Annotated in this window: 17 protein-coding genes and 1 other RNA gene; 3 read left to right on the top strand and 15 right to left on the bottom strand. The window is 68.1% G+C overall.

All coding sequences use genetic code 11. The features are described 5' to 3' along the window. Positions 1–36 precede the first annotated feature (36 nt). From hrpA to KGR00_RS16545, 5 genes are all read right to left on the bottom strand, one after another. A complete protein-coding gene (gene hrpA / locus KGR00_RS16565; RefSeq protein ID WP_224419895.1) occupies positions 37–4,095 on the bottom strand; it encodes an ATP-dependent RNA helicase HrpA in 4,059 nt (1,352 codons plus the stop codon). Between the two features lie 161 nt (positions 4,096–4,256). Next, positions 4,257–5,912: an AMP-binding protein gene (locus KGR00_RS16560; RefSeq protein ID WP_129138682.1), complete on the bottom strand. Its 1,656-nt coding sequence runs from the start codon at positions 5,910–5,912 to the stop codon at positions 4,257–4,259. Positions 5,913–6,072: 160 nt separating this feature from the next. Continuing rightward, positions 6,073–6,888, bottom strand: coding sequence for a class II glutamine amidotransferase (locus KGR00_RS16555; protein ID WP_129138683.1), 816 nt, complete (start codon positions 6,886–6,888; stop codon positions 6,073–6,075). After that, entirely contained in the window at positions 6,881–8,704 is a 1,824-nt protein-coding gene (locus KGR00_RS16550) for a vWA domain-containing protein (protein WP_224419709.1), read from the bottom strand. The genes KGR00_RS16555 and KGR00_RS16550 overlap by 8 nt, the downstream gene beginning before the upstream one ends. Positions 8,705–8,713: 9 nt before the next feature. After that, a complete protein-coding gene (locus tag KGR00_RS16545; protein WP_224419708.1) occupies positions 8,714–9,142 on the bottom strand; it encodes a hypothetical protein in 429 nt (142 codons plus the stop codon). 53 nt (positions 9,143–9,195) lie between these two features. Between KGR00_RS16545 and KGR00_RS16540 the strand changes: the two genes are divergently transcribed. Next, positions 9,196–11,295 (top strand): prolyl oligopeptidase family serine peptidase, encoded by a 2,100-nt coding sequence (locus tag KGR00_RS16540; protein ID WP_224419707.1) that lies wholly within the window; start codon positions 9,196–9,198, stop codon positions 11,293–11,295. A gap of 109 nt (positions 11,296–11,404) precedes the next feature. Here the strand turns inward: KGR00_RS16540 and KGR00_RS16535 are convergent, their stop codons facing one another. The 8 genes from KGR00_RS16535 to ffs all read right to left on the bottom strand — a co-directional run bounded on the left by KGR00_RS16535 (position 11,405) and on the right by ffs (position 17,366). Further along, positions 11,405–11,854 (bottom strand): YcgN family cysteine cluster protein, encoded by a 450-nt coding sequence (locus KGR00_RS16535; RefSeq protein WP_224419706.1) that lies wholly within the window; start codon positions 11,852–11,854, stop codon positions 11,405–11,407. Continuing rightward, positions 11,854–12,144, bottom strand: coding sequence for a YcgL domain-containing protein (locus KGR00_RS16530; RefSeq protein ID WP_129138688.1), 291 nt, complete (start codon positions 12,142–12,144; stop codon positions 11,854–11,856). Before KGR00_RS16530 ends, KGR00_RS16535 begins: the two co-directional genes overlap by 1 nt. Before the next feature lie 3 nt (positions 12,145–12,147). After that, entirely contained in the window at positions 12,148–13,302 is a 1,155-nt protein-coding gene (gene rnd, locus KGR00_RS16525) for a ribonuclease D (protein ID WP_224419705.1), read from the bottom strand. A 33-nt stretch (positions 13,303–13,335) separates the two neighbouring features. Continuing rightward, the gene (gene recR / locus KGR00_RS16520) at positions 13,336–13,941 is read right to left on the bottom strand and encodes a recombination mediator RecR (protein ID WP_129138690.1); all 606 of its coding nucleotides are present in this window, start codon (positions 13,939–13,941) and stop codon (positions 13,336–13,338) included. 109 nt (positions 13,942–14,050) lie between these two features. Next, positions 14,051–14,377, bottom strand: coding sequence for a YbaB/EbfC family nucleoid-associated protein (locus tag KGR00_RS16515; RefSeq protein ID WP_129138691.1), 327 nt, complete (start codon positions 14,375–14,377; stop codon positions 14,051–14,053). 44 nt (positions 14,378–14,421) lie between these two features. Then, positions 14,422–16,527, bottom strand: a complete 2,106-nt coding sequence (gene dnaX / locus KGR00_RS16510) for a DNA polymerase III subunit gamma/tau (RefSeq protein ID WP_224419704.1) — start codon at positions 16,525–16,527, stop codon at positions 14,422–14,424. 127 nt (positions 16,528–16,654) lie between these two features. Further along, a complete protein-coding gene (locus KGR00_RS16505) occupies positions 16,655–16,927 on the bottom strand; it encodes a hypothetical protein (RefSeq protein WP_129138693.1) in 273 nt (90 codons plus the stop codon). A gap of 342 nt (positions 16,928–17,269) precedes the next feature. After that, an RNA gene (gene ffs, locus KGR00_RS16500) (signal recognition particle sRNA small type) lies at positions 17,270–17,366 on the bottom strand. 250 nt (positions 17,367–17,616) lie between these two features. On the opposite strand from ffs, the gene KGR00_RS16495 reads away from it, so the two are divergent. Together KGR00_RS16495 and KGR00_RS16490 are read left to right on the top strand one after the other, a co-directional pair. Then, entirely contained in the window at positions 17,617–18,840 is a 1,224-nt protein-coding gene (locus tag KGR00_RS16495; RefSeq protein WP_129138694.1) for a carboxylate--amine ligase, read from the top strand. A 32-nt stretch (positions 18,841–18,872) separates the two neighbouring features. Next, complete coding sequence (locus KGR00_RS16490; protein WP_224419703.1) at positions 18,873–20,897, top strand: hypothetical protein; 2,025 nt, start codon at positions 18,873–18,875, stop codon at positions 20,895–20,897. A 180-nt stretch (positions 20,898–21,077) separates the two neighbouring features. Here KGR00_RS16490 and KGR00_RS16485 read toward each other — a convergent pair whose 3' ends face one another. Both KGR00_RS16485 and KGR00_RS16480 read right to left on the bottom strand, forming a co-directional pair. Further along, positions 21,078–22,592: a tripartite tricarboxylate transporter permease gene (locus KGR00_RS16485; protein WP_224419702.1), complete on the bottom strand. Its 1,515-nt coding sequence runs from the start codon at positions 22,590–22,592 to the stop codon at positions 21,078–21,080. Further along, entirely contained in the window at positions 22,592–23,044 is a 453-nt protein-coding gene (locus KGR00_RS16480; protein WP_203234782.1) for a tripartite tricarboxylate transporter TctB family protein, read from the bottom strand. The genes KGR00_RS16485 and KGR00_RS16480 overlap by 1 nt, the downstream gene beginning before the upstream one ends. Position 23,045: the final 1 nt, after the last annotated feature.

The raw sequence follows: 23,045 nt of genomic DNA, 5'->3' as shown, positions 1-23,045 counted from the left end.
TCCTCCGGCGGTGTCCCCCGCCGTGATCGCGCCCGCTCACTGCGGGCGGCGTCCGGTGATCTCGGCCCAGCGCCGCTCGAGCCGCTTGGCCGAGACCGGCATCCGCGTGCCCAGTTGCTGGGCGAACGACGAAACGCGCAACTCCTCGATCCACCAGCCGAACTCGGTCAACGCCGGGTCCTCGCGCCCGCTGCGCCGTTCGCTGTCGCGGCGATTGGCCAGCCGGGTCTCGAAATCCTGAATCTCCTGCATCAGCATCTGGTCGCGCATCCGCTCGCGAGGCGCCTTCTCGAGGCGGATCGCGGCGGCTTCCATGTAACGCGGGTATTCCTCGAGCCAGCCCCCCGCCTCGCTGATGAAGCCGGGATGGACGAGCCGCTGCATCTGCGCCTTGAGATCGTTGTAGACCAGCGCCAGCGACAGGTTGAGCTGGCCTTTCAACGCCTTGGTCACCGCCAGGTGCCCTTCCAGCGCCGCGAGCACCGTGGTGACCAGCGCCTCGCCCCGGGGTACCAGCTCGCCCCGGCGCTCGGCGATGCGCGCCTCGAAGGCGTCCCGGGAGCGCGGCAGGGGATCGGCGGCGATCTCGTGCAGGAAGACCGCCTCGACCAGATCGTCGACGAGTTGTCGCTTGCTGCCGACCTTGGCGAAGAGCAGCGCGCAGCGCTCGATGCCGTCCAGTTGGCGCAGCCGCTTGACCGGATCGGACAGACGCCGGATCGCCAGACGCTTGATGCCCTGACGGTGCGCCTCGTGCGCCTTGTCGGGGTGATCGAAGAGTTCCACGGCCAGTTCGTCGCCGGCGCGTTCGACCAGCGCCGGGTAGGCCTCGACGCGGATGCCCGCCTGGGTGGTGGTACGCGACTCGGGCAACGGCGCCTCGGGCAGCGCCGTCACCGCTTCGCGGGTGTCGCCGGCACTGTCCAGCGCCCGCGCCCCGGCGGTGGCTGCCTCGGCGAAGCGTGCCTCCAGCGCGGCGAGATCGCGCCCCTGCCCGAGCTCCTGGCCGGCATGGTCGACGACCCGAATGTTCATCCGCAGATGGGGCTCGAGCGGATCGGTCCGCCAGTCGTCGGGCGTCAGGCGCAGCCCGGTCTTGACCCGCAGGAACTCGCCGAGGGCCTCGGTCAGCGGCACGTCGTCCGGCGACAGCGTCTGCAGCGCGGCATCGACCCAGTCGGGGATCGGCACCACCTGGCGACGTACCGACTTGGGCAGCGACTTGAGCAGGGCAATGCACTTCTCGCGCAACAGCCCCGGCACCAGCCACTCGAGGCGATGGCGCGGCAGTTGCGAGAGCATCGCGGCGGGTACGGTCAGGGTCACCCCATCGTCCTCGGCGCCTGGCGCGAAATGATAGCCGAGCGGATAACTCACCCCGCCCAGCGTCAGGGTATCCGGATATTGCGCCTCGCTGACCTCGTCCGCCGCGCGGGCCATCAGCGCGGCCTTGTCGAGCTTGAGCACGTCCGGGTCGTCACGCTCCGCCTCGCGCCGCCAGTGCTCGAACCCCTTGCCGTTGACGACGTCCTCGGGGAGCCGCTGATCGTAGAAATCGAACAGCGTTTCCTCGTCGACGAGAATATCACGCTTGCGCGCCCTGTCCTCCAGATCCTCGACCTCGCCGATCAGCGCGCGATTGTGCGCGAAGAACGCCGCCTGGGTGCGGTACTCGCCCTCGACCAGCGCGCGGCGGATGAACAGTTCACGGGATTCGCGCGGGGCGATGGGCCCGTAATGCACCTTGCGCCGGGCGACGATCGGCAGGCCGAACAGCGTGACCTGCTCGAAGGCCACCACCTGGGCGCGCTTCATCTCCCAGTGCGGCTCGCTGTAGCTGCGCTTGACCAGATGGCCGGCCAGCGGCTCGACCCACTCCGGCTGGATACGCGCGACGTCGCGGGCGAACAGCCGCGAGGTCTCGACCAGTTCGCCGGCCATCACCCATTTGGGTGACTTCTTGGCCAGCCCCGAGCCGGGATGGATCAGGAACTTGCGGTTGCGCGCCCCGAGGTATTCGCGATTCTCGACCAGTTGCCCGAGATTCGACAGCAGCCCGGCGAGCAGCGCCTGGTGGATCGAGGCGTAGGCCTGGCGGCTCGCCTCGCGCGCCGGGGCCTCGCCGTCGGTGTCGCGTCGGGTGAGCTGGGTAGCACCGGGCACGACGATGTCCATGTCGCGCAGCAATTGACGCAACTGGCGGAAGGTGTCGTGCCACTCGCGCAGGCGCAGGTAGCTGAGGTACTGCTCGCGACACCAGCGACGCAGCTGGTTGCCGGAGAGTTCCTCGCGGGCGGCCTCGAAGCCGTGCCACAGGTTGAGCCAGGCGACGAAGTCGGAATCCGGGTCGTTCCACTGGCGGTGTTTCTGGTCGGCGGCCTGGCGCTTGTCGGCGGGCCGGTCCCGGGGGTCCTGGACGGCCAGCGCACTGACCACGATCAGCACGTCGCGCAGGCACTGCTGCTCGGCCCCCGCCAGCACCATGCGCGCCAGACGCGGATCGATCGGCAGCCGTGCCAGACGGCGTCCCAGTGGGGTCAGGCGATTGTCGGCATCCACCGCGCCGAGCTCGAACAACAGCCGGAAACCGTCGCGCACGAAGCGCGAGTCGGGGGCGTCGACGAACGGGAAGGCCTCGATATCGCCGAGCTTGAGCGAGAGCATCGACAGGATCACCGAGGCGAGATTGGTGCGCTGGATCTCCGGTTCGGTATAGGCGGGGCGCGCCAGGTAGTCCTCCTCGCTGTAGAGGCGCAGGCACACCCCCTCGCTGATGCGCCCGCAGCGTCCCTTGCGCTGATCGGCGCTGGCCTGGCTGACCGGCTCGATGGGCAGACGCTGGACCTTGGCGCGATAGCTGTAACGGCTGATGCGCACCAGCCCCGGGTCGATGACATAACGGATGCCGGGCACGGTCAGCGAGGTCTCGGCGACGTTGGTGGCGAGCACGATGCGTCGCCCGGCATGGGACTGGAAGACCCGGTTCTGTTCGGCGTTGGAAAGCCGCGCGTAGAGCGGCAGAATCTCGGTACCCTTGAGATCGGCACGCCGCAGGGTGTCGGCGGTCTCGCGGATCTCCCGCTCGCCGGGCAGGAAGATCAGCACGTCGCGCGGGCCGCTGTACCAGCGTTTCTCGCGCTCGATCGCCTCGATCTCCTCGACCGCATGCAGGATGCCCTCCTGCAGGGTGCGATCCTCCTCGTCCTCCGTCTCGCGCACCAGCGGGCGATAGTGCACCTCGACCGGATAGGTGCGCCCGGACACCTGGACCACCGGCGCCGGCTTGCCGTCGCGGGCGAAGTGCCGCGAGAAGCGCTCGACGTCGATGGTCGCCGAGGTGATGATGATCTTGAGATCGGGGCGTCGCTCGGTGAGCCGCTTGAGGTAGCCGAGCAGGAAGTCGATGTTGAGGCTGCGCTCGTGGGCCTCGTCGATGATGATCGCCTCGTAGCGCTCGAGGTCCGGATCGTGCTGGGTCTCGGCGAGCAGGATGCCGTCGGTCATCAGCTTGACCAGGGTGGTATCCGCGGTGTGATCGGTGAAGCGCACCTGATAGCCGACCTGCTCGCCCAGCGGCACCGCCATCTCCTCGGCCAGACGACCGGCCACCGAGCGCGCCGCCAACCGGCGCGGCTGGGTGTGGCCGATCAGCCCGCGCCGCCCCAGGCCGAGCTCCAGGCACAGCTTGGGCAACTGCGTGGTCTTGCCCGACCCGGTCTCGCCGGCCACCACCACCACCGGATGCTCGCGCAGCGCGGCGAGGATCGATTCCCGCTTCTCCGCCACCGGTAACGTCGGCGGGTAGTCGAGGGTCAGCGGCAGCTGGCGGCGGCGTTCCAGCAACGCCCGGGAAGCGGCCAGGCGCGAATCGACATCGCGCAGCGCACGATCGATCGGCTTGCCGCCGCGGGCGCGACCCGCCAGCTTGGCCAGGCGACGGCCCTGATCGTGGGCGTCGCGCAACATGCAGTGCGGCAACTGGCGGCGACGGGTTTCCAACGCCTTGAGAGAATCGGGCTTCGAAGCGGTAGCGCTCAAGTCATCCTCGCTGAGTTCAACAGACGGCCGGCCCGCCCGGCACTCTCGACGCGGCATCGTCACGTGGCGACGCAGACACCTCGTCCACCGCCGTGGACGAGGTGTCGATGCCGGGGTATGCCGCCGGATCGTCGGTGCGACGATCCGGATTCTCGGAAACGGGCAAGCCCCCTATTGTATCGCCTAGGGGCCGCCGGGGGCCAACTCGTCGGTCGCTCTCAGGAATCGCGCAGTTCGCGACGCAGCACCTTGCCCACGTTGGTCTTGGGCAATTCGTCGCGGAACTCGACGAAGCGGGGCACCTTGTAGGCGGTGAGCTCGCGCTTGCACCACGCGCGCAGTGTCTCGGCATCCAGGCTCTCGTTGCGCGCGACCACGAACAGCTTGATCGCCTCGCCGCTGTTGTCGTCGGGGATGCCCACGGCCGCGACCTCGGCCACGTCGGGGTGGGCCGCGACCACGTCCTCGATCTCGTTGGGATAGACGTTGAACCCCGAGACGATGATCATGTCCTTCTTGCGATCGACGATGCGGATGTAACCGTCCTCCTGGAAGACGGCGATGTCGCCGGTGCGCACCCAGCCGTCGGCATCGAGCGTCTCGGCGGTGTCCTCGGGGCGATTCCAGTAGCCTTTCATCACCTGCGGCCCCTTGACGCAAAGCTCCCCGGGCTCGCCGAGCGCCAGGGTGTTGCCGTCGGTATCGACGACCTTGACCGATGTCCCCGGCACCGGCTTGCCGATGGTGCCCAGTTGTGGCGACGCCGGCGGGTTGAAGGAGACCACCGGCGAGGTCTCGGTCATGCCGTAGCCCTCGGTGATCGGGCACCCGGTGACCGCCTCCCAGCGCTCGGCCGTGGCCTTGGTCAACGCCATGCCGCCGGAGATGGTCAGCTTGAGCGCCGAGAAGTCGAGGGCCCGGAAGTCGTCGCGATTGCACAAGGCGTTGAACAGCGTGTTCAGACCCACGAAGCCGGTGTACGACTGCGCCTTGAGCGTCTTGACGAAACCGGCGATGTCGCGCGGGTTGGGAATCAGCACGCTGTGGTTGCCGGTTTCCATCAGGAACAGGCAATTCACCGTGAAGGTGTAGATGTGATAGACGGGCAGCGGCGCGATCACCGTCTCGCAGCCCTCGCCCAGTACGTCGCTGATCACCGCGCGGGCCTGGAGCATGTTGGCCACCAGATTGCGGTGGGTGAGCATGGTGCCCTTGGCGGTGCCGGTGGTGCCGCCGGTGTACTGCAATGCGGCGATATCCTCGGGAGCCCGCGCGACCGGCTGAAAACGGGTCTTGTGACCGGCGGCCAGGGCCTGGCGAAAGCGCTGGGCCCCGGGCAGCGAATAGCGCGGCACCAGCTTCTTGACGTGGCGCACGACAAAATTGATCAGTTCCCGTTTGGGGAAGCCGTGCAGGTCGCCCATCTCGGTCACCAGCACGTGGCGGATCTCGGTCTTGTCGAGAACCGCCTCGAGCTTGGACGCCATGTTGGCGAGGATCACGATCGCCTTGGCACCGGAGTCGGCGAACTGGTGACGCATTTCACGCTCGGTGTAGAGCGGGTTGGTATTGACCACCACCAGCCCCGCACGCAGCGCGCCGAATACCGCCACCGGGAACTGCAGCACGTTGGGCAACTGGATGGCGATGCGGTCGCCGGGTTCGAGGTCGGTCTGCGTCTGCAGCCAGGCCGCGAAGTCCGCCGACAGCCGATCGACGTCCCGGTAGCTGAGAACCTGGCCCATGCAACTGAACGCCGGCTTGTCGGCAAAGCGTTCGACCGAGGCCTCGAAGACATCGGTGACCGAGGCGTATTCGTCGAGGCCCTCGAGAGGCGGGCCGGAGAGGATGGCATCGCTGGCGTGCTGGTTCATGAAGATCTCCGCAGGTTCGCTCGACGAGGTCGATACGCTGTCTTTTTGTGCGGCTCTCGGGCAGTCCCCCGCTCACTCATCGGGAGCGGCGAAAACCCGGGCCGGGATCGCGTTGCCACCTTAGCGCAGGCACCACGCGCTGTAAAACGATCGATTGAAACTACCGTTCACTTACTGTCTCCTTCCCCGATGCCTCTTTCGCAGCATAGCGAGCCACGATCTCACCGTCCCGCCACACCAGCAAGTCGCCGGGCGCCATGCGCGTCCAGTCCTCGTTGGCGGTCAACGGCTCGGTGGCCATCACCGAGACGATGTCGTTCGGCGTGGTGTGCTCGTTGAAGTCGACGGTCAGCTCGGTATCGCTGAGCTGGGCACGACCGAACGGAGCACGCCGGGTGATGTGCGCCAGCTTGGTGGAACAGTAACCGAACAGATGGCGGCCATCGGAGAGCAGCAGGTTGAACACGCCCAGCCCGCGCAGCCGCTCGCACAGGGCATGGAGTGTCGCCCACAGCGCATCGGGCGAGGCCGGAGGCTCGGGGAAGCGACGTCGCAGCTCGCCGAGCAGCCAGCAGAAGGCGTGCTCGCTGTCGGTGCTGCCCACCGGGCGATAGAACGACAGCGGCAGGGCCTGCCAATCGCCCAGCTGGCCATTGTGAGCGTAGCACCAGGGCCGCCCCCACATCTCGCGGGTGAAGGGGTGGGTATTGGCCAGCTCGATGGCGCCGACATTGGCCTGCCGAATGTGGCTGATCACCACATGGGACTTGATCGGATAGTCGCGAATCAGGCGGGCGATCGGCGAGTCCACCGAGGGATGGGGGTCGCGAAAGTCGCGATAGCCGCCCTGCTCGTAGAAGGCGATCCCCCAGCCGTCGCGATGCGGCCCGGTGCCGCCGCCGCGACGCAAGAAGCCCGCGAAGCTGAAGCAGATGTCCGTGGGCACGTTGGCACTCATGCCCAAGAGCTCACACATGAGGCTCCTCCCGGCGGGTGGCGCGCTGGCGATGGCGACGCCGGCGCAGCCCCACCGGCAACAGTATCGCCACCAGCAGACCCGCGATCAGCAACGCCCAGGCCAGCGGATCGTGGCGATGCGAGGCCACGTAGTCCCTGAACGGTGGCGGGGCCGCCTGCCACAACGACCGCACCCCGGACGGCAGCGCATCCAGCCACTGGTCGACGCTGTCGCCGAGCCGGTCCAGCGACGAGGATGGCGGAGCGGCCTGCTGTTCCTCTTCCTCGTCGAGCGTCTCGATGTGGCCGCCCGGCCGATCGAGACTGACGCCATGCAGCGACGTGGCCGCCCCGGGATTGAGCGTCACCTCGGGCAGCGTAAAGCGGCGGGTCTCGCCATCCAGCGTGACCCGCGCCCAGACCGTCAGCGGGACCGCCACGCCCCTGGCCACATCGGGCAGATCGATCCGCCAATTCCTGTCGCCCTGTGGCACGACGTCGAGCATCTGCCCCTGGAGGGTCGCCGTCAGTTGGGTATTGTCGACATCGAGCCGGGGATGCTCGGCGTGCAGGTCGACCCGCGCGTTGTCACCCACGACCCGGGCGGCGATCGGCGACAGCACGTTGACCGCCTGGCGCCGCTCGCGAATGAAGTCGTCATTCTCGGCGACCACCACCAGGCGCGCATTGCCCGCCTGTTCGGGCGGCGCCAGCACGCCGCGGTAATGATCGCCCTGGGCGGTCAACGGCACCGTCTGGCGAACCCTGCCGTCGATGTCGCGCAGCTCGGCACGCAGCGAGACCGGCGAACCGCCCTCGCCTTCGCCGACCCCGCCATCGGGCCGGGTCAGCCAGGCCTCGATGGGCGTCTCGAAACCCTGGTACAGGGTGGTCGGCAGCTCGCGGGTGCGCAGGGCCAGCGGCGACTCGACGCTGATCCGGCTGTCCGGCCCCACCTCGCCCTCGACACGCCATTGCCCCGCGATGGGCGCCGGCATGTGGATGATGTCGAACAGCGGCTGGTGCTGCCAGCGGACGTCATCGGGATGGTCATCGACGGTGTAACGCGTGCCGTCCGGGGCGATCAACGCCAGCGGCGGGGCCTGCGGACCATGGAAGAGCAGCGACGAGAAGGCGTCGACCCGCTCGTCGATGGGGAAGCTCCCCGCCTCCAGGGGCACCTGGTCGCGCGGGAAGATACGGTCGAAGACATCGAGGAAGGCGCGCAGCAGCGCTTCGGGATCCTCGGCGACGGCGGTCAGCCCCTGCGTCTTCTGGGCCAGGTTCTCGAGCAGATCGAGATCGACGTTCGGCGAGAAGGCGATGGTGTGGACCACCACGTCGTCGTCATGCAGCACCGGCGCGAGCTCGTCGATCAGGCGCTTGCGCGAGGCCTCGTCGCGCGCCGCCTTGTCCGCCCCGCCCGGGGTATCGACCATGCCGTCGGTGAGCAGGATCAGGTGCCGCTTGCCGTCGGTCGGCGGGGCATCGGCCGCCTGACGGACCGCCCGCTCGATGTCGGTATACTGCTGATAGTCGAGCAGGGCCGGCTTGAGCGAGAGCGCACGCTGGCGCCAGGCATCATCGATCGTCGTCGGCGGCAAGGGGTTGGCCACCTCGCTGCCGAAGGTCCAGAGGCCGCCACGGGCGCCCGAGGGCAACAGGGTGACGATCAACTCCAGTGCACTGGCACTCAGCCGGTTGGGGTCGTTCTGCTTCATGCTGCCGGAGACGTCGAAGACCAGGCGCACGTCGGCGGTATCCGGCGCCTGCGCCCGGGCCGTCGCGTTGACCAGCAACGACAGTGCCAGCGCCGCCGTCATCAACCATTGCATGGTGTTTCCTCAGCCGATCACCGGCTCCTGACGTCGCGTCGAGGCCGCCGTTCCGCCCCCATCATCGCCACTGTCGTCGTGTCGTTGCGCCTGCCGGCGGCCGAGCCAGAACGCCAACCCAGCGGCGGCGGCCCCGCCCAGCGCGATGCCCAGGATCAACAGCGGGACGGCCGACGCCAGCGCCGCGCCATCGTGCTGCAGCACGGCGATCCCGGCTACCACCACCGCCGGGGCCATGCCATGATAGGCGGCATCCTTGTCCAGCAGCGGCAGCGTGAAGCTGCAGGGCATCCAGATCAGTCCGGCGACCAGTCCGGTCACCACGAAACGCGGCAGGCGGGGCAGCCAGCGGATCGCCAGGTAGCCAGTGACCAGCACGACCAGCGACAATGCCACGTAGCTCAACCACAGCAGCGGCATCGAGTCGGATATCAGCATCGCCTTAGATTCTCCCTCTATACAATTCGTTTCATCATGGTACACCGCGTCCAATGAAAGCACAGCCGCCAAGCTCACCGCCCGTCAGCACCTTCCAACGTTCCGAGGACCCGCAGTGGCATTGGCTCGAGCAGCGCGACGACCCCGCGGTGCGCGCCTTCCTGGAAGCCGCCAACCGGGAGTGCGACGCCTGGTTCACGCCGCTGGAGCCCCTGGTCGACGCCCTCTACCAGGGGCATCTGGCGCGCCGCGAACTGGCGGTCACCGGCCTGGCCACGCCGCTGGAACGCTTCACCTACTGGAGCGAGACCGCGTCCGACGCCGACTATCCGGTCTGGTGGCGTCACCCCAATGACAACGCCGAACGGCGAGAGTGCCTGCTCGACCTCGAATCCCGTGCCGGCGAACACCACTTCCTCGAACTCGGCGACATGGCCATCTCCCCCGACGAGCAATGGCTGGCCTGGACCCAGGACACCCGCGGCGACGAGTACTTCGATCTCTACCTGCGGCATCTCGCCAGCGGCGAGGAGCGCTGCCTGCTCGCCGGCATCGGCCCGGAGCTGACCTGGGCCGAGGACGATCGCACGCTGTTTTTCACCCGCTACGACGCCACCCAGCGCCCGGCCAGCGTCTGGCGTCTCGACAGCCGCTCCGAGGATGCCGAGAACGCCAGCGTGGCGATCTTCGAGGAAGCGGACCCGGAATTCTGGGTGGGCCTGGGCAAGACCCGGTCGCGGCAATGGCTGGTGCTCGAGACCGCGTCCAAGGACACCAGCGAGTGCCACCTGATTCCCGCCCGATCGCCGGAGACCCCACCGCGCTGCGTGCGACCGCGAGAAGCCGGGGTCGAATACGGTGTCGACCACCGCCCTGGGCGGTTCTACATCCTGCACAACCGGGAGGCGCCCCACTTCCGTCTGGACGTGGCCGACGAGGAAGTGGCCGACGAGGAAGTGGCCGACGAGTCCTCTCCCGGCGAGTGGCGCCCCCTGCTGGCCCATCGCGACCAGCACACGCTGGAAGGCGTCGATGCCTTCGCCTGGGGGCTGGTGGTCACCGAGCGCGACCACGACGAGGCCCAGGTCCATCTGCGCGTCATCGACCTCGACGCCGACGGCCGCATCGTTCGCGACCATCGACTGCCGCTGCCCGAGGCGCCCTGCAGCCTGGCGCTGGGCGATACGCCGGACTTTCACGCCCGACGCCTGCGCCTGCGCGAGGAGTCCTTCACCCTGCCGGTACGCTGGATCGAGCACGATCTCGACAGCGACGCCCGGCGCCTGCTCAAGGCACAGCCGATCCACGGCGACCTCGCCCCCGAGCAATTGCATTGCGAGCGCCTCTGGGCCACCGGCCACGACGGCGAACGCATCCCGGTCTCGGTGGTGGCACGCGCCGACCTCTGGGGCCAGGCGCCGCTGCCCACCCTGCTCTACGGCTACGGCGCCTACGGTGAAGTGCTCGACCCCTGGTTCTCGGTGGCCCGGCTCGAACTGCTGTCGCGGGGCGTGGCCTTCGCCGTGGCCCATGTGCGCGGCGGCGGCGATCGTGGCGAACCCTGGTACCTGGCCGGCAAGCTGGAACACAAGACCAACAGCTTCCGCGACTTCCTGGCCGCCCGGGAGGCGCTGGTCGCCACCGGCATGGCCGACGGCGAGCGGATCGCCGCCTACGGCGCCAGCGCCGGCGGCCTGCTGGTCGGGGCGAGCCTCAACCTCGACCCCGGCGCCTTCCGTGCGGCGGTGCTCGACGTGCCCTTCGTCGACGTGCTGCGCACCATGGAGAACCCCGACCTGCCGCTGACCACCGCGGAGTACAGCGAATGGGGCAATCCCGACGAGCCCGCGGCACGCCGACGCATCCGCGCCTACTCGCCGCTCGACAACCTCTCCGAGCAGGCCTATCCGGCGATCTTCCTGCAGGGCAGCTGGCACGACTCGCGGGTGCCCTACTGGGAACCCGCCAAGCTCTACGCCAGGCTCACCGAGCTGGACGCGTCACGTCCGTCCGACCCGCGCCGCCCGCTGCTGCTGCGGACCGACATGACCTCGGGCCACGGCGGTGCCTCGGGACGCTTCAAGGCCTGGCGCGACAACGCCCGCCAGGATGCCTTCCTGCTCTGGGCGCTGGGGCTGGCGAACGTCGAATGAGCGACGCACGCCCGAAACTCGACCGGGCGCGGGCCATCGGCTCGCGTTCGGCGGCGGGCGAAGCGATCGCGACAGGGCCCGGTAAGGAGCGTCGAGGTCGACGAGCCCGTCAATCCTCGCAGGGCAGCACGTCGATGATGTGATCCTCCCACTCGGCTTCCGGGACCGTCGTCTCGGACACCGCAAAGGGCGCCACGCTGATGCCGGCCCGCCGGACACTGTCGCGATCCCCCGACACCAGCGGATGCCACTCGGCCAGCCCGCGCCCCTCGCTCAGGCGCCGGTAGGCACAGGATCCCGGCAGCCAGCGGAATTCCTCGATGCGCGCCAGGGTCAGCGGCACGCAGCCGGGCACCCGGGCGCTGCGATTGGGATAGTCACTGCAGTGGCAGGCGCCGATATCGAGCAGCTGGCACGCCAGGTCGAGGGTCGCGATGTCGCCGCTCTCCTCGTCCTCCAGCTTGAGCAGGCAGCAGCGTCCGCAGCCGTCGCACAGCGCTTCCCACTCCGCGCCGTCGAGTTCCGCGAGCGGATAGCGCTCCCAGAAACGCTCGCGCATCAGTAGCGGCCCTCGGTGGGCGTGCGATAGAGATCCAGCAGGTAGGCGTCCTTCGCCGGCGGCAATTGCAGGTAGTAGCCCTTCTCGGCGATGGCCGCGATGACCCGCGCGGTGTCGACACGCGCCAGCTTGCGCTCGGTGCCGAGCAGCAGGGTCATGACCGGTTGCGGCTTGCCGAAGCGCTCGAGCAGTTCCTCGGGCACCGGCTCGAGACCGCGGCGCTTGTCCACGTAGAGATACATTTCCTCTTTCCGCGGGCTGCGGAAGATCTCGCAAAGGGTCTTGTCCATGGCTTACTCGTTGACCGGGTTCTGGGCCGTGTCGGCCGCGGATTCGAGCGCGGCGACCAGCGCATCGCCGAGCAGTTCGCCCCGCCAGCCCTCGGGCAACGGCAACGGCTGACCTTCCAGATCGGCGACCACCAGGGCCTCCAGGTCGCGGCGCCGAGCCAGCACCTCGGGGGCGATGCCCAGATCCTCGGCGATCGCGCCCACCGCACGCTTGAGCGCCTTGAGACGACGCTTGAACGGCGCCGACAGCGGCGACGGCAGCGCCGGCGGCAGTTCGGCCTCGTCGAGCTGGGCGGCATCGCGCACCAGGCCCAGCAGGGTATCGCCCTCGCGCTTGACAAGGCTCGGCTTGACGCCCTCCACCGCGGCCAGTTCGTAGCGGCTACCGGGCATCGACTCGGCGATGGCGAACAGCACCTTGTCGCTGACCAGCCAGTTACGCGGCAGGTCGCGGCGGCGCACCTCGGCCTCGCGCCATGCCGTCAACCGCTGATAGGCGGCGATGGCCCGCGCGCCCAGACGCCACAACTGGCGATGGCGGCGATACCATTCGGCATCGCCCTGGGCACTGCGCAGTGCCTGGTCGACCAGCGCCGCACAATCCGCCTCGAGCCACGCCAGGCGCGCGTCGGCGAGCAGGGCCTCGCGCTGTGCCGCCCAGACCCGCGGCAGATAGATCACGTCGAGTGCCGCATAACGCTGCTGGGCCTCGGAGAGCGGCCGCGCCAGCCAGTCCGAACGGGTCTCGTCCTTGGGCAGGACGTCGCCGGTCCAGTGCTCGACCAGGCGCTGATAGCCCATCGACGGGATCTCCGAGATCAGCGCCTGAGCCACCTGGGTATCGACCAGCGGCTGGAGTACCACCCCGCTCCAGTTGTGGAGCACCTCGAGATCCTCGCTGCTGGCGTGCAGCAGCTTGGTCGGCCCCTCGGGCCCCAGCAGGCGCTGCAGGGCCGGCGTCGCCGCGACGGCCTGAGGGTCGATCAGGTAGGCGACGTCACCGCGGGAAAGCTGGACCAGCGCCGGCACCGGATGAAAGCTGGTCTCGCGGAAGAACTCGGTGTCCACGGCCAGCCACTCGGCATCGGCGAGGCGGCTGCAGACGGTATCGAGTTCCTCGGGGGTGTCTATCCAGTGACTGATCGGTTCTAGGGGCATGGGATTCCTGGAGTTGGGGCGCGACAAGGCGATTCACTCGCCGCGGAACGGCAGACGGCCGTTGAAGGCGCGACTGAGCGTGCCGCCGTCGACGTACTCGAGTTCGCCGCCCATCGGCACGCCGTAGGCCAGCCGCGACAGACTGAGGCCACGCTCGCGGATCTGCTCGGCGATGTAATGGGCGGTGGCTTCGCCCTCGACGGTCGGGTTGGTGGCCAGAATGACCTCCTCGACCCCGCCCTCGTCGAGGCGGGTGTCGAGCTGGTCGAGGCCGATGTCCTCGGGACCGATGCCGTCGAGCGGCGAGAGGTGGCCGTGGAGAACGAAGTAGTGGCCGTGGTAGCCGCCGGCATCCTCGATCGCCAGCATGTCGGCGGGCGACTCCACCACGCACAGCAACGCCGGGTCGCGCCGGGGGCTGCGGCACAGCGCGCAGACGCTCTCCTCGGTCAGGGTCCGGCAACGCTGACAGTAGCCGACCTCCTCGAGGGCCCGGCCGAGCACCTCGACGAGGCGGCGCCCGCCGTCGCGGTCACGCTCGAGCAGGTGCAACGCCATGCGCTGGGCGGTGCGCGGCCCGACGCCGGGCAACACGCGCAACGCCTCGAGCAGACGGTCGACAAGCGGCGAAAAACTCATGGATGGTCTCTTTCCGATACGGGCATCGAGGGGCGTCCTTGGCGGCCCCCGTCACCGCCGATGGCGTGCTCGGCGGCGACGCGAGGACGAGACGCGGGGCAGCAGCGGCTCAGAACGGCATCTTGAAACCCGGCGGCAGGTTCATCCCCTCGGTGGCTTCTTCCATGCGGGCACGGGAGTTGTTCTCGACCTTGCGCACGGCATCGTTGACCGCCGCGGCGAGCAGGTCCTCGAGCATCTCCTTGTCCTCCTCGAGGATGCTCGGGTCGATGTCGACCTTGCTGACGTCATGGCGACCGTTCATGGTCACCTTGATCATGCCGGCGCCGGCTTCGCCGGTGACTTCGGCACGGGCGATCTCCTCCTGCACCTGCTGCATCTTTTCCTGCATTTCCTGGGCCTGCTTCATCAGGTTGCCCATTCCGCCCTTGAACATGCTGCACCTCGTCGTGGAGTGTTGGCCGCCTTGGCGGCGATGGTTCAGTCCGATGCGGACTGCGGCGATACGCTCTGCTCGATCAGCCGCGCACCGAAGGCCTGTTCCAGTTCCTGGATATGCGGGTCATGGCGCAAGGCTTCAACCGCCTCGGCGTGACGTTCGCGGGCCTCGCGATCGCTGCGCGCCTTGGGCGTCTCCACCCCCGGCGGCAGTTCGCCCGGCTCGATGACCACCCGCCGTTCGACGCCCGCCGCGGCCAGCGCCTGGCGCACGCGCTCAATGTGGACCTCGGCGAGCATCGCCGCCTGACCGGGATCGAGTCGCAGCGTCAATTGCCCACCGTCGTCGCCGTCGACCAGACAGTGCGCCGCCAGGTTGCGCGTCAGACCGGCGAGCCCCAGGCGCGGAAACAGCGCCAGCCAGTCGGCCTGGGTCAGCGCCTCGCCGGGCGACAGCGCCGCTTCGGCCCCGGCGGGCACCCCGGCGTTCGCCTCGGCCCCGGCGCTCTCGGCATGGCCGGTTTCGGCATCGAGCGGCGCCTCGGGGCGCATCGCGACCTCCGGCTCACTCTCGTCACTCGGCGGCGCCGGTACAGCGCTCGCGTGGGTTACCGGCGCCTCATCCATGGCGACGCCGGCCTCGCCGGCCTCGCTGGCATCGCTTGCGTCGTCGCGCGCCTCGACAAGCGCGTCGGGAGGAACGTCCCACGGCGGCGGCGCCTCATCGACATCGGGGCCCGCCCCCGCGTCAGGGAACGCTGGCGACCCCGCGTGAGCCTCGGGCTCGGGCTCCGCGGGCGGCGCGTATCGCGACTCGCTGACAGCCGCCGGGTCGGCGGCGCCCTCGCCGCCATTCGTCGAAGCTGGCGACAGCGGCGCCGCGGGAGGGGCATCGAGGGCCTCGGGGGCGACGTCCGGGGCCGGTTCATCGGCCACCGCCTTGGCGGCCGGCGCGGGCTCGACGCCCCCCGACGGCGGCGGCGCGTCGGATGGCGCGGGCGGCGTATCCGATCCGGAACGCTCGCCACGCAACGGCAGCGGGGTCTGCGGCGGCTTGGGAACGCCCTGCGGGCGGAACGCGAGCATGCGCAGCAGGGTCATCTCCAGCGCGGTGCGCGGGTCGGGCGCGTGTTCCAGGTCGCCACGTCCCTGCAGACCGATCTGGTAGTAGAGCTGGACATCCTCGGCGGTGAAACGGGCGGCGAGCGCCAGCAGGGTGTCGCGATCGCCATGCCCGTTGTCGAGTGCCTCGGGCACCATCTGGGCGATCGCCAGACGGTGCAGGATGCCGGTCAGGTCGTCGAGCACGCCGGCAAAATCAGGGCCCTGCTCGGCGAGGCTCGCCACTTCGGCGAGCGCACGCGCCGCATCGACCTCGGCCAGCGCCTCGACCAGCGCCAGCAGATGGCGATGATCGAGCGTGCCCAGCATCGCCGAGACATCGGCGTGGCGCACCGCGCCCTGACCGAAGGCGATCGCCTGGTCGGTCAGGCTCATGGCGTCGCGCATCGACCCCTGGGCGGCCTTGCCCAGCAGCCACAGCGCCGGTTCCTCGTAGCTCACCGACTCTGCCTCGAGCACCCGCTGCAGGTGGTCGACGATACGCTCGGGCGGCATGTTCTTGAGCGAGAACTGCAGACAGCGCGACAGCACCGTCACCGGCAGTTTCTGGGGGTCGGTGGTCGCCAGCAGGAACTTGACGTGAGGCGGCGGCTCCTCGAGGGTCTTGAGCAAGGCGTTGAAGCTGTGCGTCGACAGCATGTGCACCTCGTCGATGAGGTACACCTTGTAGCGCCCCTGGGTGGGGGCATACTGGACGTTGTCGAGCAGCTCGCGGGTATCCTCGACCTTGGTGCGCGAGGCCGCATCGACCTCGATCAGGTCGACGAAGCGCCCCTCGTCGATGTCGCGGCAGGTGGTACAGACGCCGCAGGGCGACGAGGTCACACCCTGCTCGCAGTTGAGGCACTTGGCGAGAATCCGCGCCAGTGTCGTCTTGCCGACGCCGCGCGTCCCGGTGAACAGATAGGCGTGGTGCAGGCGACCCTGATCCAGGGCATTGACCAGGGCACGCTGGACGTGCTCCTGACCGACCAGTTCATGGAAGGTGCGCGGCCGCCATTTGCGGGCCAGTACCTGATAGCTCATGCAGCGCGGAAGTCCTTGCGGCTGGAGACCGGGCCAGTACATGACCGCCCGTTGAGAATGCGTGGACGCACAAAACGTTCATTCTAGCGGTTCGCAACGGGAGCGGAAAGGCGCCGGACACCACCGTTCAATGGCAGACCCGCGGCAGCCACCTGTCCAGCCAGCCGCCACACTGGGTACCCACGCCCGACCAGTCCTCGCCGACCCGACAGACGAAAAGCACATCATGGTAGTCGATCAGCGCCATCAGGCCCCGACGCAGCTCGGTGGCACTTTCCGGGGTCCTGACGAGGCATTGACCCTGCATGGCCCAGCAGTGCTCGTAAGCCGCCAGTCGCTCATGGAATTCGTGGTATTCGCGGGACTGATAGAGATCGTAGCTCACTGAATAAATGGCCATACCGGGACCTGCGTACCTGTAATAACCGTTGGTTCGCTATGAGTATGAGAATGTTGCCGGACGACAACACAGCACCCTAGCACCCCGGCGCACAGGGTCAACGCGCGGGGCGAACCGAGCCTCTGTTCACAGGGCCTGCCGCCGGCAACCCGTGGACCCCTGCACGGATGAGGGGTGCCGCCTCGGCGGTGGGGGAAATTGTCGCACCCAGGGCACGACGCAACGCCGCCAGAGGATGGCGAGCGAATCAGGGCGAGGGGAAAAGCGAGGCACCCGGGGGGACTCGAACAAACGGCCCGCAGAAGAACGGGGCACGAAATCCGGGGCCTGAAATGGAGGCGGCCCCGCCAGCCACATCCCGGCACACGCAGCCACCACTACCGTTGCTCCCTTCCGGGCCTGGCGGGGTTTGCGGTTTAGCGTTGCGGGAGGACCGACGGGGCCACCACAGTCATCGACCAGCGTTGAAAACACGAAAAATTCGTCAGCACGGTCGAAACACTCGGGCTTCAAGACCTTGAACACGATTGCATTCAAGCACTTGCCTCGAGCGCCGCAGCACTATAACAGCGCCGGACCGGGCCCGCAAGCCTGTAGAACATCGCTGATCGAGCGCAGGCAGCCGGCGGATTTCGTCTAGGCTGTGGGGTAAGGTGACAGACGCAACTCGACTGCAAGGAGACATTGTCATGAACAAGGACCCCAACAAGGGCTACGTCGCACTGCTTGGCTGGAGCCTGAATGCCGTCGAGGCCGCCGAGGACTTCGATCGACGCTACGTGGTGGTCGCCCCCGACTGGGCGGAGGACTACTGCAAGCAGCATGACATTCCGTACCTGTCATGGAACTTCGAACGCCTCAACGACCGCTCCCTGGAGATCGCCGAAACGCTCCGCGACATGGGCGTCGACGTGGCGATCCCGCTGTTCGAGGAGACCGTGGAATGGGCCGGCGCCATCAACTCGGTGCTGCTCGACAACCCCCGGCTCTACGGCCAGGCCCTGCTGCTGCGCGACAAGGCCCTCATGAAGCGGCGCGCCCAGCTGGGCGGGATCCGCGTGGGCATCTTCGAGGAGGCCCACGACAAGGAGGACGTGATCCGCTTTCTCAAGCGCGTCAACCAGACCCTGCTCAAGCTCGACGGCGATCCCAACGACCCCATTCACCTCAAGGCCTTCGACAAGGCCGGCTGCCTGGGCCACCGGGTGATCCGTACCCCGGACGAAGTCGACACCATCCCCGAGGAGGAATTTCCGGTCCTCATGGAATCGCACCTCGACGGCTGGGAGTTCGCCGTGGAAGCGTGGATCCACGACGGCAAGATCGCCTTCCTCAACATCTCCGAATACGTGACGCTGGGCTACTCGGTCTTCGTCCCGGCCACACCGGAACTCGAGAAATATCGCCCCCAGATCACCGCGCAGATCGAGAAGCTGATCAAGGCCTTCGACATCGACTTCGGGCTGATCCATCCGGAATACTTCGTCACCAGCGATGGCGAGATGTACTTCGGCGAAGTCGCCTATCGCCCGCCCGGCTTCAAGGTCTTCGAGCTGCTCGAACGCGCCTATGGCTTCAACGCCTATCAGGCGACCATCATGGTCTTCGACCCCAAGACCACCGAGGACGAGGTCAAGGCCTTCTTCCCCAAGGAGGTAGTCGATGCCAAGGGCCATGCCGGCTGTTTCGGCGTCTACCCGCGCCGGCGCGTGGTGAGTCGCCTGGAAATCCCCGAGGAGACCGAGGATCACCCCTACTTCGAGTCCCACGAACTGACCGCACCGCTCGAGGAAACCGTGACCAAGCGCACGGCGTTCGGCACCCACTGGGGGCTGGTCTACTTCTTCGGTGACGACCCTCATACCATGCGCGATCTGCTCAAGCATCAGGAAGAGCTCGACTTCTATGTATAATCGCGCCATATCCTCGGGGACAAGGAGTCCGTGTGACGACCCATAACGGCGACCAAGACACGGAGGCCGGCAAGCTGGACGGCTTGCTGGCCAAGCTGGACGAGGCGACCGAGTTACTGGCCAACGCCCGGGACTTCGCCAAGCCCGGCAAGGTCCGGCGGGTCTTCGACACCGCCAGGCGCGTGATGCTGCAGGACGGGGGGTGCGCCGCCATCGAGCGGCGCGCCCGGGCCCTCGAGGAAGCTGGTGTCTTCATCGGCTCCGACTGGGCCTACCCCCAGATCCTGATTCCATCGCTGACACCGCACTCCCTCAAGAGCGGTGACCCCGACACCGTGGTGCTCGAGGCGCTCAGCGAACTGCGCCTGCTGGCGGTGGCACGCGCGGCCTACGAGCATCCACAGATCTCGGCCGAACAGGCGCACCACTACCTGACACAAGTGCTGGCGATCAATCTCGAGCTCCTGTTCACCGCGCCCAGCGAGGCGGAACGCGAGACCCAGGGGCGGCTGGCGCTGCTGACCCGCGCCCTGTTCGCCCACCTGGCGGACACCATCGGCTACGAGCACGTCATCGACCAGTTGATCGACGAGATCTGGCGCATCCTCCAGCAGCGCCCCATCCAGGTCGATGCCGTCAAGCGCATGATCACCCAGATCGCCGTCTGCCAGGCCAACCCCGACATCGATCTCGGCACCAGCGGCCAGGGCGCCGACCGCCTGGTCAGCAGCCTGTTCGGCCCCACCCAGGCCTGCCGCGAGGACCCCGGGCTCGAGGTCTATGCCGAACGCCTCCAGCCGATGGACGCCAACGCCCTGCAGTACGAGGCCACCGGCTTCGCCCGGGCGATGCACGACACCGGCCTGGTCTCGGCCTATCATCCGGTGCTGCTGCGCCACCTGCTCGACCATGGCGACCACCTGCTCGCCGAGGCGCTGGGCCTGTCGGCGACCGGCCGCGACTGCCTGTTGTGCTACCGGCAACTGGTCCAGGCGCTGATCGAGGAAGGCGTGCATCCGGCCACCCCGCAGGCCGTCTATGGCCTGGCGCTGATGCTCGAGCGCGGCATCCTCTACCAGCCGCCGGTGGCGCCGGCGCTGTGGCGCCAGATCGGCCTGCCGCTGTCGGCCTGGTCGCAGGAACGCATGCGCATGGCCTACGGCGATGCCGTCTCGCCACGGGCCCGGTTGCTCGAAGGGGTGCTGTGCATGCTGGGCCTGCCGCTGGGCGTCGGCCAGGGCAACAACCCCACCTGCCAGTCGGCAAGGGCACTGTCGATGTGGGCCTACAACGACCCCGACTATCTGCTGCAGATGGTCGCCTGGGCGGCCCGTGACGACGAGATCATCATGCACTTCGAGGGCATGCCGCTGTCGTCGATGGCCAGCCTTTCCGGGGTGGCCACCAATCTGCCGATGGACCTCGACCCGGTCTCGCTGCTGGTGGTGCCGCATCTCGACCGCATCTACGCCGAGATGGGCCGACGCTGCATCGGCCGCGAGGGCGACCCCCACCGCTGGGTCAACCCGGAGTTCCACGGCTGGTGGGCCGGGCGCGGCTTTCGCATCAACGTCGACGTCGAGACCGGCCAGCTCGATCAGCTCGAGGATTTCCTGCGCCACTTCTACGCCAGCTACCACCCCTTCTACAACGGCAATCAGCCGCTGATCCATCCGCAGCCGGCGGGCATCGCGGTCACCGACAGCGCGGCGCGGTTCATCGGCTGGCACGCCATCACCCTGCTGCGCGTCAACCTCGACCCGCAGGACACCATGCGCGCCTACTTCTTCAACCCCAACAACGACAGCGGCCAGGACTGGGGCGACGACGTCAAGGTCAGCACCGCCGGTCACGGCGAGCGCTTCGGCGAGGCCTCGCTGCCCTTCGAGCAGTTCGCCTCGCGCCTCTACATCTTCCACTACGACCCGCTGGAGCGCGGCGAACTGGCCAACGTCACCCAGCAGGAGCTCGACCGGGTGATCGGCTACATTCATCGCAGCTGGGGCGCCAACCGGGTACCCGCTGCCGATCTCCAGGCCCATTCCGGCCCCGCCTGACGCCGCCGGCCCCGGGGCGACACGACGCGCCGCGGGCCGCATGTCGCGCGCCAAGAACCCACCATGCAAAGACCCCGCCGGGAAAACCCGGCGGGGTCTGTCATTCGGCGTCGAATGACGCCGTCGATTCGGCGCTCAGTCGGGCTGCGCTCAGTCGGGCTGCGCTCAGCCGGACTGCGCTCAGTCGGGCTGGTTGCCGGCCTTCATGCGACGCCGCAGGATCGGCCCGACGATCACCGGCAGGACCAGGCCGGCGATAGCGACCGCCCAAAGGGTGATCGCCAGCGGGCTGCTCCACAGGATCGTCCAGTCACCGTCGGAGATCTGCATCGCGTGACGCAGGTTCTTCTCCATCTCCGGGCCCAGCAGCATGCCCAGGATCACCGGCACCAACGGGATCTCCAGCTTGCGCAGGAAGTAGCCGGCCACGCCGAAGGCCACCATGAAGTACAGGTCGACGGCCGAGTGGCTGATCGAGTAGATCCCCACGAAGGCGACCATGGTCACCATCGGCAGCAGGTACATCGGCGGCACCGAGAGCAGCTTGACGAACACCCCGACCAGCGGAATGTTGAGCACCAGCAGCAGGAAGTTGCCGATCAGCAGCGCCGCGATGACACCCCACACCACGTCGGCGTTCTGGGTGAACATCAGCGGCCCGGGCGTGATGTTGAAGGAGATCAGCATCGCCAGCAGCACCGCGGTGGTACCGCTGCCCGGCACGCCGAGGGTCAGCATGGGCACCAGCGCCCCGCTCGAGGCCCCGTTGTTGCCGGATTCCGGCGCGGCCACGCCGCGCGAATCGCCTTCACCGAAGCGGTTCTTGCTGCCCAGGATCTTCTTCTCGAGGGTGTAGCTGATGAAGCTGCCCAGCGAGGCGCCGGCGCCCGGCAGCACGCCGGAGACGAAACCGATCACGCCGCCGCGGAACGAGGTGGGCAGGATCTCGCGAATGTCCTTCCATTTCAGCGAGAGCTTGTTGACCTTGATCATCTCGCGACCGGCGCCGGCCTTCTCCTCGATGAACACCAGCAGCTCGGAAACCGCGAACAGGCCGACGATGGCGATGATGAAATCGACGCCCTCGTAGAGCTCCAGGGTACCGAAGGTGAAGCGCTGCACGCCGGTCGACAGGTCGATGCCCACGGTGGCGATCATCAGCCCCAGCGCGGCGGCGAGGATGGTCTTGACCGGATTCTTGCCGGTGATGCCGCCCAGTGTGGCGAAGGCCAGCACGAACAGCGCGAAGTACTCGGCCGCGCCGAAGGTCAACGCGAACTTGGCCAGCAGCGGCGCCAGCAGGATCAGGCCCACGGTGGCGATCAGGCTGCCGATGAACGAGGCCACCGCGGAGATCGCCAGCGCCTCGGCGGCGCGCCCCTGCTTGGCCATCGGGTAACCGTCGAGACAGGTCATCATCGCCGGCTCGTCACCGGGAATGTTGAGCAGGATCGACGAGATGCGCCCGCCGTACATCGCCCCGGCATAGACCGCGGTGAGCATGATCAGCGCGGTTTCGGGACGCAGCCCCAGGGTGAACGCCAGCGGGATCAGGATCGCCACGCCGTTGGCCGGGCCGAGCCCGGGGAGTGCGCCAATCAGGGTCCCCAGGAAGGCCCCCATCAGCGCGAACATCAGGTTGTGCGGCTGCAGGGCGACGCCGAAGCCGTCCATCAAGTAATTGAGGGTATCCATCAGTGTCCCTCCAGGAAGGCCAGCACGCCCCAGGGCAGCGGCAGCTCGAGCACGTAGTTGAACAGCGCGAAGACCGCGATGCCGCCGATCAGGCCGCTCAGGTAGGCACGCAACGGCGGCGCGCCCATGCGCCAGCACAGGGTGCCGATGGCCAGCATGGTGGCCAGGACGAAGCCCACCGGTTCGAGAATCAGGGTATAGGCGATCAGTACCGCCACCGCGATCAGCATTTCCAGCGCCGTGCGTCCCTTCGGCCAGGGATTACCGGGGTCGGGCCGCACGATCAGGTAGAGACTGCAGGCCGCCAGCACCACGCTGAGAATCGTCGGGAAGGTCTTGGGTCCGACGGCCTCGGCGCCGCCGAACGGCTCGGGAAACTGCTGGGCGCCCCAGCCGTACGCGACGGCCAGGGCGAGCATCAGCAGACCGAAGACCCGGTCGTTAAGACGCAGC

The organism is Modicisalibacter sp. MOD 31.J (assembly GCF_020147985.1).
Classification (GTDB): Bacteria; Pseudomonadota; Gammaproteobacteria; order Pseudomonadales; family Halomonadaceae; genus Modicisalibacter; species Modicisalibacter coralii.
This window is presented reverse-complemented; position numbering and strand designations above follow the sequence as displayed.

Excerpts from the sequence above, each read along its gene's own strand:
- KGR00_RS16545 (WP_224419708.1), bottom strand. The coding sequence starts at position 9,142 with ATGCTGATATCCGACTCGATGCCGCTGCTGTGGTTGAGCTACGTGGCA.
- KGR00_RS16535 (WP_224419706.1), bottom strand. The coding sequence starts at position 11,854 with ATGCGCGAGCGTTTCTGGGAGCGCTATCCGCTCGCGGAACTCGACGGC.
- KGR00_RS16505 (WP_129138693.1), bottom strand. The coding sequence starts at position 16,927 with ATGGCCATTTATTCAGTGAGCTACGATCTCTATCAGTCCCGCGAATAC.
- KGR00_RS16530 (WP_129138688.1), bottom strand. The coding sequence starts at position 12,144 with ATGGACAAGACCCTTTGCGAGATCTTCCGCAGCCCGCGGAAAGAGGAA.
- rnd (WP_224419705.1), bottom strand. The coding sequence starts at position 13,302 with ATGCCCCTAGAACCGATCAGTCACTGGATAGACACCCCCGAGGAACTC.
- recR (WP_129138690.1), bottom strand. The coding sequence starts at position 13,941 with ATGAGTTTTTCGCCGCTTGTCGACCGTCTGCTCGAGGCGTTGCGCGTG.
- KGR00_RS16550 (WP_224419709.1), bottom strand. The coding sequence starts at position 8,704 with ATGCAATGGTTGATGACGGCGGCGCTGGCACTGTCGTTGCTGGTCAAC.
- KGR00_RS16515 (WP_129138691.1), bottom strand. The coding sequence starts at position 14,377 with ATGTTCAAGGGCGGAATGGGCAACCTGATGAAGCAGGCCCAGGAAATG.
- KGR00_RS16495 (WP_129138694.1), top strand. The coding sequence starts at position 17,617 with ATGAACAAGGACCCCAACAAGGGCTACGTCGCACTGCTTGGCTGGAGC.
- hrpA (WP_224419895.1), bottom strand. The coding sequence starts at position 4,095 with ATGCCGCGTCGAGAGTGCCGGGCGGGCCGGCCGTCTGTTGAACTCAGC.
- KGR00_RS16560 (WP_129138682.1), bottom strand. The coding sequence starts at position 5,912 with ATGAACCAGCACGCCAGCGATGCCATCCTCTCCGGCCCGCCTCTCGAG.
- KGR00_RS16485 (WP_224419702.1), bottom strand. The coding sequence starts at position 22,592 with ATGGATACCCTCAATTACTTGATGGACGGCTTCGGCGTCGCCCTGCAG.
- KGR00_RS16540 (WP_224419707.1), top strand. The coding sequence starts at position 9,196 with ATGAAAGCACAGCCGCCAAGCTCACCGCCCGTCAGCACCTTCCAACGT.
- KGR00_RS16555 (WP_129138683.1), bottom strand. The coding sequence starts at position 6,888 with ATGTGTGAGCTCTTGGGCATGAGTGCCAACGTGCCCACGGACATCTGC.
- dnaX (WP_224419704.1), bottom strand. The coding sequence starts at position 16,527 with ATGAGCTATCAGGTACTGGCCCGCAAATGGCGGCCGCGCACCTTCCAT.